This window comes from Methylobacterium sp. HJ2 (genome assembly GCF_056431005.1).
Map to the genome: position 1 here is coordinate 239,627 of NZ_JBWJYM010000001.1, position 18,322 is coordinate 257,948.

The 18,322-nt window shown below is 72.8% G+C and carries 19 protein-coding genes; 11 read left to right on the plus strand and 8 right to left on the minus strand.

Features of this window, described 5'->3' with window-relative positions:
- Positions 1-81 precede the first annotated feature (81 nt).
- Both ACS5RC_RS01060 and ACS5RC_RS01065 read left to right on the plus strand, forming a co-directional pair.
- Complete coding sequence (locus ACS5RC_RS01060) at positions 82-1,767, plus strand: methyl-accepting chemotaxis protein (protein WP_478341973.1); 1,686 nt, start codon at positions 82-84, stop codon at positions 1,765-1,767.
- 105 nt (positions 1,768-1,872) lie between these two features.
- The gene (locus ACS5RC_RS01065) at positions 1,873-2,196 is read left to right on the plus strand and encodes a YnfA family protein (protein WP_478341974.1); all 324 of its coding nucleotides are present in this window, start codon (positions 1,873-1,875) and stop codon (positions 2,194-2,196) included.
- Between the two features lie 72 nt (positions 2,197-2,268).
- Here ACS5RC_RS01065 and ACS5RC_RS01070 read toward each other — a convergent pair whose 3' ends face one another.
- Positions 2,269-3,141 carry a chorismate mutase gene (locus tag ACS5RC_RS01070; protein WP_478341975.1) on the minus strand — a complete coding sequence of 291 codons (873 nt, stop codon included), beginning with the start codon at positions 3,139-3,141 and terminating at the stop codon, positions 2,269-2,271.
- 226 nt (positions 3,142-3,367) lie between these two features.
- Here ACS5RC_RS01070 and metX point away from each other — a divergent pair, with 226 nt between their 5' ends.
- The 5 genes from metX to ACS5RC_RS01095 all read left to right on the plus strand — a co-directional run bounded on the left by metX (position 3,368) and on the right by ACS5RC_RS01095 (position 8,357).
- Positions 3,368-4,582 carry a homoserine O-acetyltransferase MetX gene (metX, locus tag ACS5RC_RS01075; RefSeq protein ID WP_478341976.1) on the plus strand — a complete coding sequence of 405 codons (1,215 nt, stop codon included), beginning with the start codon at positions 3,368-3,370 and terminating at the stop codon, positions 4,580-4,582.
- Complete coding sequence (gene metW, locus ACS5RC_RS01080) at positions 4,579-5,277, plus strand: methionine biosynthesis protein MetW (protein ID WP_478341977.1); 699 nt, start codon at positions 4,579-4,581, stop codon at positions 5,275-5,277. Before metX ends, metW begins: the two co-directional genes overlap by 4 nt.
- Before the next feature lie 51 nt (positions 5,278-5,328).
- Positions 5,329-5,898 carry a TY-Chap domain-containing protein gene (locus ACS5RC_RS01085; RefSeq protein ID WP_478341978.1) on the plus strand — a complete coding sequence of 190 codons (570 nt, stop codon included), beginning with the start codon at positions 5,329-5,331 and terminating at the stop codon, positions 5,896-5,898.
- Between the two features lie 82 nt (positions 5,899-5,980).
- Entirely contained in the window at positions 5,981-7,369 is a 1,389-nt protein-coding gene (locus tag ACS5RC_RS01090) for an MFS transporter (RefSeq protein WP_478341979.1), read from the plus strand.
- Positions 7,370-7,541: 172 nt separating this feature from the next.
- Entirely contained in the window at positions 7,542-8,357 is an 816-nt protein-coding gene (locus ACS5RC_RS01095) for an SDR family NAD(P)-dependent oxidoreductase (protein WP_478342635.1), read from the plus strand.
- Positions 8,358-8,536: 179 nt separating this feature from the next.
- Here the strand turns inward: ACS5RC_RS01095 and ACS5RC_RS01100 are convergent, their stop codons facing one another.
- On the minus strand, positions 8,537-8,911 hold the full coding sequence (locus tag ACS5RC_RS01100; protein WP_478341980.1) for an SWIB/MDM2 domain-containing protein: 375 nt from the start codon (positions 8,909-8,911) through the stop codon (positions 8,537-8,539).
- Between the two features lie 339 nt (positions 8,912-9,250).
- Here ACS5RC_RS01100 and ACS5RC_RS01105 point away from each other — a divergent pair, with 339 nt between their 5' ends.
- Positions 9,251-9,796 carry a DUF2721 domain-containing protein gene (locus ACS5RC_RS01105; protein WP_478341981.1) on the plus strand — a complete coding sequence of 182 codons (546 nt, stop codon included), beginning with the start codon at positions 9,251-9,253 and terminating at the stop codon, positions 9,794-9,796.
- A gap of 126 nt (positions 9,797-9,922) precedes the next feature.
- Complete coding sequence (locus ACS5RC_RS01110; protein WP_478341982.1) at positions 9,923-10,360, plus strand: PRC-barrel domain-containing protein; 438 nt, start codon at positions 9,923-9,925, stop codon at positions 10,358-10,360.
- A 79-nt stretch (positions 10,361-10,439) separates the two neighbouring features.
- Here ACS5RC_RS01110 and ACS5RC_RS01115 read toward each other — a convergent pair whose 3' ends face one another.
- Together ACS5RC_RS01115 and ACS5RC_RS01120 are read right to left on the minus strand one after the other, a co-directional pair.
- Entirely contained in the window at positions 10,440-11,051 is a 612-nt protein-coding gene (locus ACS5RC_RS01115; RefSeq protein WP_478341983.1) for a pyridoxamine 5'-phosphate oxidase family protein, read from the minus strand.
- A 58-nt stretch (positions 11,052-11,109) separates the two neighbouring features.
- Positions 11,110-11,622 (minus strand): hypothetical protein, encoded by a 513-nt coding sequence (locus ACS5RC_RS01120; RefSeq protein WP_478341984.1) that lies wholly within the window; start codon positions 11,620-11,622, stop codon positions 11,110-11,112.
- A gap of 76 nt (positions 11,623-11,698) precedes the next feature.
- Between ACS5RC_RS01120 and ACS5RC_RS01125 the strand changes: the two genes are divergently transcribed.
- Positions 11,699-12,409, plus strand: coding sequence for a Sir2 family NAD-dependent protein deacetylase (locus ACS5RC_RS01125; RefSeq protein ID WP_478341985.1), 711 nt, complete (start codon positions 11,699-11,701; stop codon positions 12,407-12,409).
- 215 nt (positions 12,410-12,624) lie between these two features.
- The gene (locus tag ACS5RC_RS01130; protein ID WP_478341986.1) at positions 12,625-12,849 is read left to right on the plus strand and encodes a hypothetical protein; all 225 of its coding nucleotides are present in this window, start codon (positions 12,625-12,627) and stop codon (positions 12,847-12,849) included.
- 152 nt (positions 12,850-13,001) lie between these two features.
- On the opposite strand, the gene ACS5RC_RS01135 is transcribed toward ACS5RC_RS01130, so the two are convergent.
- The 4 genes from ACS5RC_RS01135 to ACS5RC_RS01150 all read right to left on the minus strand — a co-directional run bounded on the left by ACS5RC_RS01135 (position 13,002) and on the right by ACS5RC_RS01150 (position 18,308).
- Positions 13,002-13,382 carry a hypothetical protein gene (locus ACS5RC_RS01135; protein ID WP_478341987.1) on the minus strand — a complete coding sequence of 127 codons (381 nt, stop codon included), beginning with the start codon at positions 13,380-13,382 and terminating at the stop codon, positions 13,002-13,004.
- A gap of 142 nt (positions 13,383-13,524) precedes the next feature.
- A complete protein-coding gene (locus ACS5RC_RS01140) occupies positions 13,525-15,876 on the minus strand; it encodes a xanthine dehydrogenase family protein molybdopterin-binding subunit (RefSeq protein WP_478341988.1) in 2,352 nt (783 codons plus the stop codon).
- Positions 15,873-16,349: a (2Fe-2S)-binding protein gene (locus ACS5RC_RS01145; RefSeq protein ID WP_478341989.1), complete on the minus strand. Its 477-nt coding sequence runs from the start codon at positions 16,347-16,349 to the stop codon at positions 15,873-15,875. Before ACS5RC_RS01145 ends, ACS5RC_RS01140 begins: the two co-directional genes overlap by 4 nt.
- Before the next feature lie 465 nt (positions 16,350-16,814).
- Complete coding sequence (locus ACS5RC_RS01150; RefSeq protein WP_478342636.1) at positions 16,815-18,308, minus strand: ABC transporter ATP-binding protein; 1,494 nt, start codon at positions 18,306-18,308, stop codon at positions 16,815-16,817.
- Between the last annotated feature and the right edge of the window lie 14 nt (positions 18,309-18,322).

Here is an 18,322-nt window from a genome sequence, read left to right on the forward strand (position 1 = left end):
CTCGAGGGCAAGAATTCTTTACCAATCCGGGGTTAGCGTGGCCGACCGCCGCGGGCCAGCGGCGGATCGGGAACTAGATCCATGCGGGGATTGACCTCCATCGGAAGCAAGCTGAGCGCCTGCCTGGGGCTCCTGTTCCTGCTGATGGCCGGGCTCGGGGCCGCCTCCCTGTACGAGCTGCGCAGCGTCAACGCCGCGGCCCACGCCCTGCGAGCCGAGAGGCTGCCCGCCACGCAGCTCCTGGGCAAGATCCAGGTCCTGGTCCTGCGTCAGCGCATCAACGGCGGTCGCCTGATCACCGCCGACACGCCGGCCCTCCGGGACGAGGTCACGGCGACGCTGGCCAAGCGCGACGGCGAACTCGCGGCGCTCCGCCGGCAGTACCAGGCCCTGCCCGCCAGCGCGGAGGGAGCCGCCCTCTATGCCGCCTTCGAGCGGCAGTGGCAGGCCTATAACGGCCTCCAGGCCGACATCCTCGCCAAGGCCGGTGCCGGCGATCTCACCGAGGCGCAGCGGATCTACAACACCACGATGTCGAAGGGCGTCACCGCCGTCCTCGGCGAGTTGCAGAAGCTCGTCGAGCTGGTCGAAGCCGCCGCCGCGCAGGACAGCGCCGCCGCGCTCGCCGCCTACGATTCGGCCTGGACCGTCATCCTCGCGGTCGTCGGCCTCGCCACCCTCGTGGCCGCCGCCGCCGCGGTCGGGTCCGCCCGCTTGGTGAGCCGTCCGATCCGCGCCATGACGGGTACGATGAACCGCCTCGCCGAGGGCGACGCGGCAATCGCGATCCCGGCCCTCGGCCGCCAGGACGAGATCGGCGCGATGGCGCGGGCCGTCCAGGTGTTCAAGGACAACCTGATCCGCAGCCGCACGCTGGAGGCCGAGACCGTCCAGGCCCGCGCGGGCGCCGAGGCCCAGCGCAGGGCCGCGATGCAGGAGATGGCCGACGGGTTCGAGCGTGCCGTCGGCGGCGTCGTCGCGGGCGTCGGTGCCGCCGCGATGGAGCTTCAGGCGACCGCGCGGAGCATGAGCGGGTTGGCGGAATCCGCCGCCGGGCAATCGCTGAGCGTGGCCGCCGCCGCCGAGGAGGCGGCCACCAACGTCACCACCGTCGCGGCCGCCGCGGAGGAGCTCGGCTCGTCGGTGTCCGAGATCGGGCGGCAGGTCGACGGCTCGGCGGGCCTCGCCGGGACGGCGGTCGGCGAGGCGGACCGGACGATGGGTCTGGTGCAGGACCTGAGCGCCTCGGCCGCGCGCATCGGCGACGTGGTGAGCCTGATCTCCTCGATCGCCGGGCAGACCAACCTGCTGGCGCTGAACGCCACGATCGAGGCGGCCCGCGCCGGAGAGGCCGGTCGCGGCTTCGCGGTGGTGGCCGCGGAGGTCAAGGAGCTGGCCTCGCAGACGGCCAGGGCCACCGAGGAGATCGGCCGGCAGATCGCGCAGATCCAGGGCTCGACCGGACAGGCCGCGGCGGCGATCGGCGGCATCGCGGGCCGCATCCGCGAGATCAACGGCGTGGCGACGAGCATCGCGGCGGCGGTGGAGGAGCAGGGCGCGGCGACCCAGGAGATCGTGCGCAACGTCGCCCAGGCCGCGACCGGCACCGGCGAGGTCACCCTCAACATCGCCCGCGTGGCCGGCGCCGCCGAGGAGACCGGGGCCGCCGCGGCGCAGGTGCTGGCCTCGGCCTCCGCGCTGTCGCGTCAGTCCGAGCACCTCGGCGCCGAGGTCGGGCGCTTCCTCGCCACGGTGCGGGCCGCCTGAGGCGGCGGGCGCGGCGTCGCGGCCAGGGTCCGAACCCCGCGATCGCCCCCGGCCAGGACGGCCGCGACGCTTGGCCTCGCGAGCGATCCGTGTGACGAGGGCGGGATGGGCACCCTCCTCGCCTACGCCGCGGCCGCGCTCGCCGAGATCGCGGGCTGCTTCGCGTTCTGGGCCTGGCTCCGGCTCGGCAAATCGGCGTGGTGGGTCGTGCCCGGCTTCGCCTCGCTCGGCCTGTTCGCCTACCTGCTGACGCTCGCGGAAGCCGACGCGGCCGGGCGCACCTACGCCGCCTATGGCGGCGTGTACGTCGCCGCATCGATCCTGTGGCTGTGGTGGGCCGAGGGCCACCAGCCCGACCGTTGGGACCTGGCGGGCGGCACCCTCTGCCTCGCGGGGATGGGCGTGATCCTGCTCGGTCCGCGCGCCTGACGGCACGCCCGTCGCGGCACGCCCGTCACCGGCAGAGGCCCGGTCCCCGCTCTCGCCGCCGGAGCCGGCCCCTCAGACCCGGAAGCGGGCCGCGTGGCTCCCGGTCTCGTCCAGGGTGGTGAGGCCCGCGCCCGCCCGGTCGAGAACCTCGTGGAGCTGGCGCGCGCCGACGCCCCCGGGGACCGCGATCAGCAGCCGCTCGGTCTCGCCGCGGGGCTTGGCCCGGCCCACCACCTCGCCGTAGAGATCCTGCAGGGCACGCTCGGTGTCGGGCGTCCAGGCGGTGGCGCGGGCGGCGTGCAGCACCCAGTCGCGCTGGGCTGCGGCCGGGTCGTCGAGGGGCTTGGCCACAACGAAGACCGGGGTGCCGGCGGGATGGGTCGGGCGCTCGATGAAGGGCAGCCGCGCGATCACCTTCGGGCGGCCCTCGCCGATCAGGCCCTCCCACCACGCCTCGCCCTTGGGCGCGCGCACGTCGCCGTTGGCCGCGCGCGGCTCGAAGCGGAAGATGCCGAGATCGCCGCGCGAGGCGGCCACGGCCTCGATCACCGCCGCGCAGGTCGGGTGCGGCCGGTAGGGCACCGTGAAGCCGAAGTGGAAGCGGGCGGAATCGCGCATCGCCGGGTCGCCGCCCGAGATGTCGGCATGGACCGAGAACGGCGCCTGCACGTAGGTGAAGGTGGCGATGATCACCCGCCAGATCCCCTCCACGGTGTCGAGGGGGAGCAGGCCGCGGTGGCGCTCGGCCACGCGGCGCATCATCGCGGCCTCGCGGCCCGGTCGGAAGGCCGAGCCCGAGGCCGATCCGCCCTTCACGGCGATCAGCCGGTCGATGATGCCGCCGCGCTGGATCAGCAGGGCGTGCATCTCGGCGTCGATCCGGTCGATCTCGGCGCGGAGCGCGGCGAGATCGTCGCGGGCGGTGGCTTTGCTGGGGAGGCGCATCGGTGTCGCGTGTTCGGCCGGGCGGCGGCGAGGCCCCGTGTTTACGATTCCCGGCGGCCGAGTGCCAGCCGGTGCCCGCCCCCGCGGCCGACAGCCGGCGGCCCTTTGAACGGAGGGGAGGGGGGCCTTCGTTGACGCTCGTGGTCCCAGGGACTACCTCCAGCCCTCATCGGAGCGCGCCGCGCGCCCATCCCGCTCCGCGGCAGCCTTCCGCAGTCGAACGCTCATGGACACCTCGCCCGACACCGCCCTGAGGCCGGACACCGCCGTCGAGCCCGGCCGCGGGATGCAACCGAGCCTGGACCTTTCCCAGGCGCTCGAGCCGCGCAGCCCCGTCGCCCTCTTCGGCGCGGACAGGCCGCTCGCCATGGACGCGGGCGTCAACCTCGCGCCGTTCCAGATCGCCTACCAGACCGCCGGCACCCTGAACGCCGACCGCAGCAACGCGGTGCTGATCTGCCACGCGCTGACGGGCGACCAGTACTTCGCCCATCGCCACCCCGTCACGGGCAAGCCCGGCTGGTGGGAGACCCTCGTGGGCCCCGGCAAGCCCATCGATACCGAGCGCTACTTCGTGGTCTGCTCGAACGTCGTCGGCTCCTGCATGGGCTCGACCGGGCCCGCCTCCCTCGATCCGGCGACGGGCCTGCCCTACGGGCTCGACTTCCCCCTGGTCACGATCCGCGACATGGTCCGAGCGCAGGCGATGCTGCTCGACCATCTCGGCATCCGCGACCTGTTCCTCTGCATCGGCGGCTCGATGGGCGGGATGCAGGTGCTGCAATGGGCGGCGCTCTATCCGGAGCGGGTCTTCGCCGCGATGCCGATCGCCACGGGGGCGCGCCACTCGGCCCAGAACATCGCCTTCCACGAGGTCGGGCGGCAGGCGATCATGGCCGACCCGGCCTGGGCGGAGGGGCGCTACCTCGAGGCGGGCTCGCGGCCCTCCAAGGGCCTCGGCGTGGCCCGGATGGGCGCGCACATCACCTACCTGTCGGAGCCGGCGCTCCACCGCAAGTTCGGCCGGCGCTTCCAGGGCGGCTCGGCGCCGACCTTCTCGTTCAACGCCGATTTCCAGATCGAGAGCTACCTGCGCCATCAGGGCCTGAGCTTCGTCGAGCGCTTCGACGCCAACGCCTACCTCTACCTGACCCGGGCGATGGATTACTTCGACCTCGCCGAGGACCATGGCGGCGTGCTCGCCAACGCCTTCCGGGGCAGCAAGACCCGCTTCTGCGTGATCTCCTTCACCTCGGACTGGCTGTTCCCGACCGCCGATTCCCGCGCGATCGTGCACGCCCTGAACGCGGCCTCGGCGCCCGTCGCCTTCGTCGAGGTCGAGAGCGACAAGGGCCACGACGCCTTCCTGCTCGACGAGCCGGCGATGTTCTCGGCCGCCCGCGGCTTCATCGACGCCGCCGCCCGGGCGCGCGGGCTGTGAGCGGGCCGGGCACGGCCGGCGCGCCCTGGGACGCCACCGGGGCGCTGCCGCGCGAGGGCGCGGCGGGGGGCGACGTCCGCGTCGACCACCTCGTGGTGCTGGGCTTCGTGCCGCCCGGCGCCCGCGTCCTCGACATCGGCTGCGGCGACGGCAGCCTGCTCGCCCTGCTGCGCGACCGCCGCGGCGTCGACGGGCGCGGCATCGAGCTGTCGCGCGAGGGCGTGAACGCCTGCCTCGCCCGCGGCCTACCGGTGATCCAGGGCGACGCCGACACCGACCTCGCCAATTATCCCGACGGCGCCTTCGACGTCGTGGTCCTGTCCCAGACCATCCAGGCGACGCGCAACCCCCGCATCGTGCTGGAGCACCTGCTGCGCATCGGCCGGCAGGTGATCATCTCGTTCCCGAATTTCGGGCATTGGCGCGTGCGGGCCGAACTCGCCTTCCGGGGCCGGATGCCGGTCACCGAGATCATGCCCGAGAGCTGGTACGAGACGCCCAACATCCATCATTGCACCATCCGGGACTTCGTCGGCCTCTGCCGGGTGGTCGGCGCCCGGATCGAGACCGCGGCGGCGCTCGACGCGCGCGGGCGCCCGATGCGCTTCTCGATGCCCTGGTGGGTGTGGAACCTGATCGGCGCGCAGGGGGTGTTCCTGCTGCGCCGCGATCGGGCGGACGCGGCGCGCCCGTAAGGTGCCCGTCGCGCGGTTTGGCGGCAGCCGGTGCGGTTGCGGGGGACGATCATGCAGACACGGGCAAGGTTCGGCCGGATCGCCGCCGTCGCGGTCCTGGGGCTTCTCTGCGGCCTCTCGGCAACCCGCCCGGCGCCGGCCTCCGAGACGGATCGGTTCGTGGCCCGGCACCGCTGCGACGTGGTGGAGCGCCTGCGGCGGATCCACGAGCGCGGCCCGCGCAGCACCTCGCGCAACCGGTTCCTCGCGATCGACCTGCGCGCTCGGCCCGACCATTACGTCCAGTGCATGTTCGGCTTCGACGACACCCGTATGCTGTGCGAGGCGTCGTCTGGTGCCTACACGGCGAACCCCGACCTGCTGACCCCGCCTGCGGTCGCGATCCTGCGCAGCTTCGGCTTCACCCGGCCCGACCCCGCGGGCAATTTCCGGCGGGAGATCGATCTCGGCACGCCGCCCGGGCTCGAGCCCGTGGCGGTGCTGATGCTCGAGGTCCTGAGCACGGTCTACGGCGCGACCCTCGACGACGGCCTGCGGTTCACGGCGCCAGAAGCGGAGGGGGCGGGCGCGGCCTGCCGGCCGGTCACGCGGCACCCGGGCGCTGATCGCCGCGTGACATAGGGCACACCGGCCATCTCGACGGGCGCCCTCCGGTCGGCGAGAGGTGGGACCTCATCCACCCCTATCGAGGAGCGCGCTCAGGATGGCCGAGGCGGCCGGATCCGGGACCGGTGTGCAGGACGGCCTGCCGGTCCGCGAGCGGCTCCTGGCGATGCTCGCCGTAGCGCTCGCCATGACGATGGCGGTGCTCGACGGCGCCATCGTCAACGTGGCGCTGCCCGTGATGGCGCGCGACCTCGCCGTGACCCCGGCCTCGGCGATCTTCGTGGTGAACGGCTACCAGATCGCCGTGACCGCGGCGCTGCTGCCCTTCGCCTCGCTCGGCGACATCCTGGGCTATCGGCGCGTCTACCTCGCGGGCCTCGCGGTCTTCGTCGTGGCCTCCCTCGGCTGCGCCCTGGCGCCGAGCCTGCCGGTGCTCATCGCGGCCCGCATCGCGCAGGGCCTCGGCGCCGCCGGGGTGATGAGCGTCAACATCGCGCTGGTGCGCTTCATCTACCCGCACCGGATGATCGGGCGCGGCGTCGGCAACGTCGCCCTGATGGTCGCGGTCGCCTCCGCGGCGGGCCCCACGGTCGCCGCCGCGATCCTCTCGGTGGCGGCGTGGCCCTGGCTGTTCCTGGTGAACCTGCCGGTCGGCCTGCTGGCCCTCGCCGTCGCCGCGCGCACCTTGCCGGCGACGCCCCGCAGCGGCGCCCGCTTCGACCTGCCGAGCGCGGCGCTCAACGCGCTCACCTTCGGCCTGCTGATCGTCGGGGTCGACGGGCTCGGCGAGGCGGAGACGCGCGGGCTGGCGATCGCCGAGCTTGCGGGCGCGCTCGCGATCGGCACCGTCTTCGTGCGCCGCCAGATCCGGCTGCCCGCGCCCCTCCTGCCGGTCGATCTCCTGCGCATCCCGGCCTTCGCCCTGTCGATGGCCTCCTCGATCCTGGCCTTCTCGGCCCAGATGATCGCCTACATCGCGCTGCCCTTCTATTTCCAGGACGTGCTCCACCTCTCGGGCACCCAGGCCGGGTTCCTGCTGACGCCCTGGCCGCTCGCCATCGCCGCGATGGCGCCGCTCTCGGGCCGGCTCGCCGACCGCTACCCGCCGGGCCTGCTCGGCGGGCTCGGACTCGCCCTGATGGCCTCCGGGCTCGTCGGCGCGGCCCTGCTGCCGCCCAATCCCGGCACCCTCGACATCGCGTGGCGCCTCGTGCTCTGCGGCCTCGGCTTCGGCCTGTTCCAGTCGCCCAACAACCGGGTGATCATCACCTCCGCCCCGCGCGAGCGCAGCGGCGGGGCGAGCGGGATGCAATCGACCGCGCGGCTGACCGGGCAATCCCTCGGCGCGGCCCTGGTCGCCGTGATCTTCGGCCTGACGCACGGGCTGGGACCCGGCCGCGCGGTCGGCCTCTCGCTCTGGTGCGCGGCGGCGCTGGCGCTCTCGGGCATCCTCACCAGCGTGCTGCGCCGCGCGCCCGTCCGCTGACGCCGGAGGGGCCGCGCGTCTCCCTCGCGTCGTGGAGGGGGAGAGAAGGGCCGCGCGGCGGTGCGGCGGCTGGCATTTGCCGAACCTCATGGGTCACGACCGATGAGGCTTGGTCTTGCGGGCCGCCGCCGACATCTCGATCTGGCAGATCCCACCGCAGGAGACCATCGTCATGGACATGAACCTCACGGGGCGCCGGGCCCTCGTCACCGGCTCGACCGGCGGCATCGGCTACGCCATCGCCCGGGCGCTGGCCGATCTCGGGGCCGAGGTCGGCATCAACGGGCGCACCCCCGAGCGGGTCGAGGCGGCGCTCGCCCGCCTGCGGCAGGAGGCGGGGACGGGCCGGTTCTTCGCCGCGGCGGGCGACGTCGCGACGGCCGAAGGGGTCGACGCACTGGTCGCGGCGCTGCCGGAGATCGACATCCTGGTCAACAATACCGGGATCTTCGAGCCGAAGCCCTTCTTCGAGATCCCGGATTCCGACTGGCACCGCTTCTTCGACGTCAACGTGATGAGCGGGATCCGCCTGTCACGGGCCTATACGCCCGGCATGGTCGGGCGCGGCTGGGGCCGGGTGGTGTTCATCGCGAGCGAGTCGGCCGTCAGCATCCCGATCGAGATGGTCCATTACGGGATGACGAAGACCGCCCAGCTCTCGGTGGCGCGCGGCCTCGCGCAGACGGTGGCGGGCTCCGGCGTCACCGTGAACAGCGTCCTGCCCGGCCCGACCCTGTCCGAGGGCGTGGCGGAGTTCATGAAGCAGATGGCCAAGGACGGTGCCGGGAGCACGGGCGCGGGCGAGTCCGATCTCGACGCGATGGGGCGGCAATTCATCGCCGAGCATCGGCCGACCTCGCTGATCGGGCGCCTCGCCAGCGTCGAGGAGGTGGCCAACATGGTGGCCTATGTCTGCAGCCCGGCGGCGAGCGCCACGAGCGGCGCGGCCCTGAGGGTCGATGGCGGCGTCCTCAACACCATCGTGTAGCGCCGTCTCCGACCGGATCGCATCAGGTCGGCGCCTCCCGGTCCCGGGTTTTGCGGGCCGTCCCTCGACGGACGGGCGACCGCCGCGTCGGAAGGCGCTCTCGCAATGGACCCGCTCCCGCCGCACGTCCGGGACACCGTAAGGTCCCGGGCGCGCGAGGAGCCGCGGGAGGCGGCGGATCAGGCCTTCAGGTGCGCTGCGAGGTGCTTGTTCATCTCGAACATGCTGCACTTGTCCTTGCCGAAGACCTTCTTCAGCTTGTCGTCGGCGACGATCTCGCGCTTGTTCGACGGGTTCTGAAGGTTGTGCTTCTTGATGTATTCCCAAACCTTGCTCACCACCTCGCCGCGCGGCAGCGGGCTGGTGCCGACGATGGCGCCGAGTTCGGCCGAGGGCTTGAGGGGCTGCTGCAGCGCGTTCGGCTTGGCGCCGGCCGCGGCCTTGGTGGCCTTCGGGGCGGCGGCCTTGGTGGCGGCCGGCTTGCTCGCGGCGGCGGGCGCCTCCTTGGTCTTCGCCGTCTTCGGTGCGGCCTTTTCCGTCGTCTTCGTCGCCATGAATCTTCCTCCGGTTTGCGGGCTGCGTGCCTGACCGAGGCAGCCCCGCAGCCGGGGGCAGCATAGCAGCAACAACTAAGCGGTGCGGCAGGCGTTCCAAGGGGAATTCATAGGCAAAGCCGACTTCATCCACAGGGCAAGCGCCCAGCGGGCCCGAATGGGCGTCCAGGGCGTGTTCTGTCGGCCCGCGCCGAAGGATTATCGAGCATTCGCCCCCGCGAAACCTTCGCCCGGCGTCGAACGGGCAGGGGCCGCCCCGACCCCGGCGCGGGCGGGTGCCTCGCTTTGCCCGCGGCCGGTCCCGCGGAGCCGGCGTTGCGGGCCGGAGCCGATCGGTGCATGCCCGCGCCGATGCAGAGCCCGATCCCGCCCGGCACCCTCGAGGACACAGCCCATGTCATCCAGCTCGCCCTGACGCCGGTCTTCCTGCTGTCGGGCATCGCGACGCTGCTCAACGTCTTCGGAGCCCGGCTCGCCCGCGTGGCGGACCAGGCCGACAAGGTCTCGGGCCTCCTCGCGGGGGCGAGCGACGCGGAGCGCGCCATCCTCAGCCGCCGCCTCGACCGGCTGCACCTGCGCTCCCTCACCCTGGATGCCGCGGTCATCCTCGCGGCGCTGGCCGGCGTCTCCACCTGCGGCGCCGTCCTCACGCTGTTCGTCGGGGCGCTGCGCGACGCCACGGTGGCGAACCTGCTGTTCGGTCTGTTCGGCTCGGCGATCCTCTGCACCCTGCTCGCCCTTCTCACCTTCGGCCTCGAGATGCTGCTGGCGAGCAGCGCCGCCCGCGGCCGCGTCGCCGCCCGCCGGGCCCAGGCGGCGCAGACTGGAGAGGCGGCGCAGACTGGAGAGGCGGCGCAGCCTGAAGAGGCGGCGCGTTCGCGCTGATCGACGCCGCGCGGAACCGCCCGCGGCCGTCGCGCGCTGTATCCCGAGGCCGTCATCCCGGAGCCTCGCGCCGGCGCCCGAGGCCGGGTCCGGGCCCCGGGGCGGTGCCGACATGCGGGAGCCTTCATGCCGACTGATCTGCCGACCGAGCGCAGCATCCGGAAGACCGGGACGATGGAGCTCGACCCGAGTGGGGAGGGCGTCGCCATCGACGAGACCTCGCGCCTGATCGCCTCGAACAAGGTCGAGGGCACGGCGGTCTACGACCGCGAGGGGCGCCATCTCGGCGCCGTGCACAATTTCATGGTCGACAAGGTCTCGGGTCAGGTCGCCTACGCGGTCCTCGCCTTCGGGGGCTTCCTCGGCCTCGGCGAGAACCATCACCCGCTGCCCTGGCGGGCGCTCACCTACAGCACCGAACTCGGGGGCTACGTGGTCGATATCGACCCGGGCGTCCTCGCGGGCGCCCCGAGCCACGGTCCGGGCGAGGATGGGTTCGCCGACCCGGGCTATGGCGGCCGGCTGGACGATTATTACGGCGCCCGCCGCGCCCCGACGGCCTGAGCCGGTCCCCGGCCCCTGCGGGCGGGGATGTCCGTCCGCGCCGACCCCGCCGCGCGGCGTTGCGGCAGGGCGCGCCGGCTCAGTACAGCCGCGAGCGGTAGCCCTCGGCGATCGAGGCCTCCGTCTCGGCGCGGTCGAGGTTCGGGATCTGGTTCATGAACACCTCGGCGAGCGACGGGAAGGCCGTGCGCGCCACGCGCGTCTCCGGCGCCCACAGACTCGCGCGGATCAGAGCCTTGGCGCAGTGGAAATAGACCTCCTCGGCGACGACGCGCAGGGCCGCGCAGGGTAGCTTCCCCTGCGCCGACAGGGGCGCCAGCACCTCGGGATCCGTCACGATGGCGGCGGGGCCGTTCACCCGCAGGGTCTCGTCGATCCCCGGCACGAAGAAGATCAGCCCGATCCGTGGGTTCTCCGCGACGTTCAGCATCGTGTCGACACGGCGGTTGCCCGGCCGGTCGGGGATGAGCAGCGTCCGCGCGTCCGGCACGGCGACAAAGCCGGGCGCGTCGCCCCGCGGTGTCGCATCGCAGCGCCCCTGCGCGTCCGCCGAAGCGATCACCAGGAACGGCGACAGGGCGATGAAGGCGCGGGCATGCGGATCGAGATGGGCGAGCTGCTTGGCGCTCGATCGCGGCGTCGGCGTCCCGTAATGCGCGCGGATCGCGTCGGGGCTCATCGTCTCGGACATGGTCGGGCCCTCGCGGGAGGATCGGGGTGCGGGCGGCACGAGAGCGGACCGCCCGGTCTCATCGCGCCGCCGGCGCGGGGTGGTCGGGGGCGGCCGCCGGGTCCGGCCGGGCGCCGCGCCCGGCGACCAGCCAGTAGACCAGGCCCGAGCAGGCGCCCGCGACGAACAGGATCGCGGTGAGCCGGGCCTCGGCGAGGGGCGCGCCGCCGGGGCGGGCCGCACCCCGGGTCAGCCACGGCAGCACCGCGGTGAGGAGGCCGCAGGCGGGGCCGTACCAGAGCAGGGCGCGCAGGCGCAGCCCCTCGCCGATCGCCGCGACCAGCACCGGCGGCACCACGAGGAGCCAGAACAGCGCCTTGGCGAGGCCCGCGAGCATGAGGCCGAGGCTCTCCGGCGGCAATCCGGCAGCGAGGTCGGACAGGGCGGCGTCGAGTCCGGCCAGCGCCCCGGTGGTGAGCCAGACGCTCGCCACCGGATCGAGCACCAGCGCCAGGACGAGCGCAGCCGCGCCGACCGGCACCGCGAGGAGCAGGGCCAAGCTGGCGAGGAACAGGCGGCCGAGGAGGTGCATGCGGGCTCCCGCGCGGGCGCCGGTCTCCCGGCCGCGCGCCGGCCATGCTACAGCCCGGCACCACCACGGGACAGCCATGCCAGGACAGCCGCGACGCATCTTCGTCCTGACCGGAGCCGGCATCTCCGCGGAATCGGGGCTCGGCACCTTCCGCGACCGCGGCGGCCTGTGGGCGCGCTTCGATCCGATGAAGCTCGCCACGCCCGAGGCCTTCGCGGCCGATCCCGACACGGTGCTCGACTTCTACGACCATCGCCGCCGCGGCGTGGTGGCGGCCGCGCCGAACGCGGCGCACGCCGCGCTGGCCCGGGCCGAGGCCGCGCTCGCCGCTCAGGGCGGCAGCCTGTTCCTCTGCACCCAGAACGTCGACGATCTGCACGAGCGGGCGGGCTCTCGGGGCGTGGTGCACATGCACGGCGAGCTGCTGAAGGCGCGCTGCACGGCCTGCGGGCATGTCTCCGAGCGGCGCACCGACCTGCCGCGCGATGCGGCCTGTCCGCAGTGCGGCCGGGCGGCGCTGCGGCCGGACGTGGTCTGGTTCGGGGAGATGCCCAAGCACCTCGACCGCATCGAGGCCGCGCTGCTGGGCGCCGACCTCTTCGTGGCGGCGGGCACCTCCGGGTCCGTCTATCCGGCCGCCGGCTATGTCGGTCTCGCGCGCAGGCACGGGATCCCGACCTGCGAGCTGAACCTCGAGCCCTCCGACAACGCCGACGCCTTCGACACCGCCCGCTACGGCCCCGCCAGCACGGTGGTGCCGGCCTACTTCAGCGAGCTGGGATACTGACGTCGAGGATCCTATAGCTCTGATATTCTTCCTGAATTTGGCCCTTGGCCTTGCGCCTACTTGCGCGCCACATACTTTTTTGCGCGAATCAGCCAAAGATCAATTGTCAAGACATGGACTGATCTGCGTCGCGACGGTTACAACCGTTGAGCTTGGACGCGACGCCGCGGTCGCGCCCAGGCCTTCGTTGAAGCCACAGGGGGGCGGAGCGACCCATGCAGAACTTCACCGTAACTGCACGCGAGCGCGATACTGTACTGGCGGCCCTGCGCTACTATCAATTCTACCGGATGCAGGGGCATCCCTTCGACCCGCGCCAGGATCATCTCATCGACGCCATCGCAAGCCACACCGGCGAGGCTCTGGACCTGACCGAGATCGACGATCTCTGCGCCGGCCTGAACGGCAACGAGCACGCCCTGGCCGTCGCGAGCAGCTGAAAGCCCAGTCCGGGCCGCGGGACGGCCCGCCGGGCCACAGGATGGCCCGCCCGCGGGCCTGACCCGCGCCGCGCCCGCGGCCATGTCCTACCGAGGGCGCGTGCGAAGCCGCCGTGTTCCGAGGGCCGCCCGGTTCGGGCCGGCCCCACCCCTCAGGGCGCGGCCTTGAGCTGCTGCTCGGCCCGGCCCACCGCAGCCTCGCAGCCTGCCTGATCGCCCTTCTGGTCCGCCGTGCGCGCCTCGTCGAGCGCGACCTTGGCCTGCTGTGCCGCGTCGCCGCCCTTGCCGGCCTCCGCGGATTTCTCGGGGGGCGCCGCGCGGCGGTCGCTCTCGCCTGCCGGACCGGTCAGCCCTTCCCCTTCGCGGCGCGCCGCGCTCTCCTTGCCGCCGGTCGAGGCCGAGATCGCCTCGGTGGATTGCGCCTTCACGCGCTTCGACAGGGCGTCGATCCGCTGCGCGCAAGGGGAGGCCGCCTGGGTGACGGCGGGGGCGGCGCAGGCCAGGGCGGCCGCGAGCAACGCGATACGCTTCATCGGTGGAGTCCTCACATGAAGATGCCGCGGGCCCTTCCGGGTCCGCGGCATGCCAACGTTCCGAGCCGCGCTGCGGCTCCGCGATCAGACCCCCGACTGCAGGTCGGGCTCCCCGACCGCGGGTCAGGCCCCCGACCGGAGGTCAGGCGCTCAGCTGACCGCGGATCGGCAGCTGGCGCACGCGCCGGCCGGTCGCCGCGAAGACCGCGTTGGCGATCGCGGGCGCGACGGGCGGCACGCCCGGCTCGCCGACGCCGCCGAGCGGGCCGTTGTAGTTGCCCGAGGGCACGAGGTGGACGCGCACCACCTTCGGGGCGGCGTCGATCCGGATGATCTCGTAGCCGTCGAAGTTGTTCTGCTGGGCGCGGCCCTGCTTGAACGTGATCTCGGAGGTGAGCGCGAGGCCCATCCCCATCACGACGGCGCCTTCCATCTGCGAGCGGATGCGCTCCGGGTTCACCTGCGGCCCGCAATCGACGGCGATGTCGATGGCGTGGACCTTGACCTCGCCCTTGTCGTCGACCTCCACCTCGGCCGCGACCGCCGTGTAGGTCACGAAGCTGTAATGGCCCGCGAGCCCGAGGCCGCGGCCCTTCTCCATCTTGCGGCCCCACTTGGCGCCGTCGGCCACCGTCTCGATCACCCGGCGCAGGCGCCCGGTGTCGATCGGGTAGAGCTTCGGATCCTCGCCGTGGTTCCAGACGTCGCCGATCTCGGTCGGGTCGACCTTGCGCGCCGGCCCGATCAGGTCGAGCAGGTATTCCTTCGGGTCACGCCCCGCCGCGTGCGCCAGCTCCGCCACGAAGGACTGGATGGCGAAGGCGTGCGGGATGTTCGAGACCGAGCGGAACCAGCCGATGCGCACGTGGGCCGCGGCCTCCGGGTTCTCCAGCCGGATGTTCTTCAGGTTGAAGGGCGTGTTGACGAGGCCCATGCCGAGCTCGAAGGGCAACTCGTGCTTGGGATCGGGCGCGAAGATCGAGCCGATCGTCGGCGCCACCGAGCGGTGCAGCCACGCCACCGGCATGCCCTTCTCGTCGAGGCCGGCCTCCAGGTGCTCCACCGAGATGGTGTGGTAGTAGCCGTGGTGGAGGTCGTCCTCGCGGGTCCAGGTCAGCTTCACCGGGGCGCCGTCGACCGCCTGCGAGCACAGGGCCGCCTCGACCACGTAATCGGGCTTCGACTTGCGGCCGAAACCGCCGCCGAGCAGCGTCACGTTCACCCGCACCTGATCGGCGGGCAGGTTCAGGCGCTTGACCAGGCGGTCATGGGCCGCCTGCGGGCCCTGCGTGCAGGCCCAGGCCTCGCAGCGCCCGTCCTTCACGCGCGCGATCGCGGCCGGGGGCTCCATCGGCGCCTGGGCGAGGTGGGGCACGAAGTACTCGGCCGAGACGCGGGTCTTGGCCTTGGCCATCGCCCCGTCCACGTCGCCCTGGTTGCGCACCACCTTGCCGGGCTTGCGCGCCGCCGCCTCCAGCTCCTTTCGGAAGGCGTCGGTGTCGTAGCCCGCGTTCGGCCCGTCGTCCCAGGTGATCTTCAGGGCGTCGCGGCCCTTCATCGCCGCCCAGGTGTTCCTGGCGATCACCGCGATGCCGCCCAGCGGCATGAACTCGGACGGGATCTCGCCGCCCTCGATCCGCAGGGTCTTGACCACGCCCGGGACCTTCAGGGCCTCGGAATCGTCGACGCTCGCGATCTTGCCGCCGTAGACGGGCGGGCGCGCCACCACGGCGTAGAGCATCCCGTCGAGATGGGTGTCGGCGCCGTAGATCGCCTTGCCGGTGGTGATGTCGCGGTTGTCGATCAGGCCGATCTTGCCGGTGCCGATGTAGCGGAAGGCCTTCGGGTCCTTGAGGGCCACGCTCTCGCGGGCCGGGACCGGCAGCTCCGCGGCGGCGGCCGCGACCTCGCCGTAGCCGAGCTTGCGCCCGGACTTGGCGTGGACGAGCACGTGGTTCTCGGCCTTCACCTCGGAGGCCGGGACCTTCCATTGCTGGGCGGCGGCCTGGACCAGCATCAGCCGGGCGGCGGCGCCCGCGTGGCGGAAATGCTGGAAGAAGTGGCGCAGCGAGCGCGAGCCGTCGGTGTCCTGATTGCCGAAGCGCTCCTCGTCACCCCAGGCCTGGACCACCTTCACCTTCGACCAATCGGCCTCCAGCTCGTCGGCCACCACCAGGGCGACCGAGGTGCGCACGCCCTGGCCCATGTCGGAGCGATGGTTCGTCACCGTCACGGTCCCGTCGGGAGCGATCGCCACGAAGACCTTCGGGTCGTCGCGCCAGCCGTGCGGCATGCCGTCGGCGCCGAATTTCGGGGCCTCCTCCGCCGGCTCCTCGGCCCGCGCGCTGTCGCGCAGCGACAGGGCCAGCACCAGGGCGCCGAGACCGCCCAGCATGGCGCGGCGGCTGACATTGGCCAGGACCGCAGGCCCGGAGGCGGGAATGGCAGCCGTATCCGCGGCCTGCTCGGCCATCCGCTTGAGATCGTGGATCACAGGCGCTCTCCCTTGCTGGCGGGCTGCTGGCCGGCGGCCTGATGGATGGCCGCGCGGATGCGCGGATAGGTGCCGCAGCGGCAGATGTTGCCGCTCATGGTCTCGTCGATCTGGGCATCGGTGGGCTTGGGCGTATCCTTCAGGAGCGCCGCCGCCTGCATGATCTGGCCGCACTGGCAGTAGCCGCACTGGGCGACGTTGAGGTCGCGCCACGCCGCCTGGACCGGGTGGTTGCCGTCCGGCGACAGCCCCTCGATCGTGATCACGTCCTGGCCCTCGGCCGCCGAGAGCGGGGTGACGCAGGCGCGGGCCGCCGAGCCGCCGACATGGACCGTGCAGGCGCCGCAGAGTGCCGCGCCGCAGCCGAACTTGGTGCCGGTGAGGCCGAGTTCGTCGCGAAGGTACCAGAGCAGCGGCATGTCGGGATCGCCGTCGAAGCTGCGCTGCGCTCCGTTCACCGTGAGTTTGATCATCGCTTCGTCCTGTCTTGGCCGGTTTGGGCGCGGGTCGATGGCCCACCCCGCACGAGCGGCGGTCGATCGAGTCCGGGGTCGCGCCCGTCGGACGCGTGTCCACGGGACAACCGGCGCGCGGCGGATGCGGATGCATCCGCGACGTCCGATCGCGGCATCGAAAAGAAGCTGCCCGCGGGCGGGCCCTCTGGTCGCGCCGGACGGAGCCGTAGCCCCCGGCCGGTCTCGCCTACTCAGAATAGCTTCAATCTAGGACAGGCCGGCGACGGTGTGCAACGCAAGGTGGCTGCCTCTAATGGCCCACTGCCTGCGTGCAGGGCATGGCACGTGCCGTTCCGCACGTGCCGAACGCTACGGACCCGCGCCGGAAGCGGGGCTGTAGGATCGGTCTCACGCCAGACCGGCTTGACGCGGCCGGATCTGGCCCGGCCTCGCCTGTCCGGCCTCCGCCGCGCGGTGCAGGGATCAGTGATGCCCGGCCATGTGCTGGCCGATCACGCCGACATCGGCCGCCGCCGCGGAGGTCTCGTAGACGAGGTGGCCGTCCGACATCACCACGATGCGGTCGGAGAGCTCGAGGATCTCGTCGAGATCCTCGCTGATCAGCAGCACCGCCGCGCCGCCGTTGCGGGCGGAGACGATGCGCGAGCGGATCTCGGACACGGCCGCGAAATCGAGGCCGAAACAGGGATTGACCACGACCAGGAGATCGACCGGGTCGGTGAGCTCGCGCGCGAGCACGGCGCGCTGGACGTTCCCGCCCGAGAGCGTGGCGATCGCGGCCTCGGAGGAGGCGGTCTTCACCTTGAAGCGGGCGATCAGGTCCTTGGCGCGCTGGCGCATGGCGCCCCGGTCGAGCCAGAGGGTCGGGGGCTTGTCCGGGTCGTCGCCGCGCCGGTCGAAGGCCCGGAAGGCGAGGTTCTCGGTCACCGACATGCGCGGCGCGCAGGCGTTGCGCAGCGGCTCCTCGGGGATGAAGCGCACCCGCCGGGCCCGGCTCTCGGCGCGGCTGCCCGTATAGGGCGCGCCGGCGACCCGCACCGTCCCGCCGCTGGCCCGGATCTGCCCGCCCAGCACGTCGGCGAGTTCCTTCTGGCCGTTGCCCGAGACGCCCGCGATGCCGACGATCTCGCGGGCCCGCACCCGCAGGTCGTCCACCGCGATGTGGCGCAGGCCCGAGACGTCGGTGGCGGTGACGCCGTCGACGTGCAGGACCTCGCGGGCGGGATCGGCCGCGCCGACCCGGGCGATCGGCTGGCGCACGAGGCGCTCGCCCATCATCATCGCGGCCATCTCCTCGCGCGGGACGGCGCCGACCGCGCCGCCGCCGACGAGGCGCCCGCGGCGGAGGACGCTGAAGGAGCGGGCGAAGGCGTCGACCTCGCGGAACTTGTGGCTGATCATCAGCACGGTGAGCGCGCCCCGGTCGCACATGCCGCGCAGGAGCCCCAGCACCTCCTCGGCCTCGGCCGGGGTGAGCACCGAGGTCGGCTCGTCGAGGATCAGGAAGCGGGCCTTGAGGAAGAGCTGCTTGACGATCTCGAGCTTCTGCTTCTCGCCCGCGGCGAGCTCCGACACCGGGCGGTCGAGGTCGAGCCGGAACGGCATGCCGGCCATGAAGGCCTTCAGCTGCGCCCGCTCGGCCGCCCAGTCGATCACCGCGGGGGCGTCCGAGCGGGCGATGACGAGGTTCTCCGCCCCCGTGAGCGACGGCACCAGGGTGAAGTGCTGGTAGACCATGCCGAGGCCGCGCGCCTGCGCCCCCTTCGGATTGGTGATCTCGGCCTCGCGTCCGTCGACCAGCACCGAGCCGGCGGTGGGCGCGTAGAAGCCCATCACGCACTTGACCAGGGTCGACTTGCCGGCCCCGTTCTCGCCGAGCAGGGCGTGGAAGCCGCCGGCCTCGATCTTCATCGAGACGTCCTCCAGCGCCGCGAAGGCGCCGAAGCGCTTGGTCATGCCGACGGTCTCGA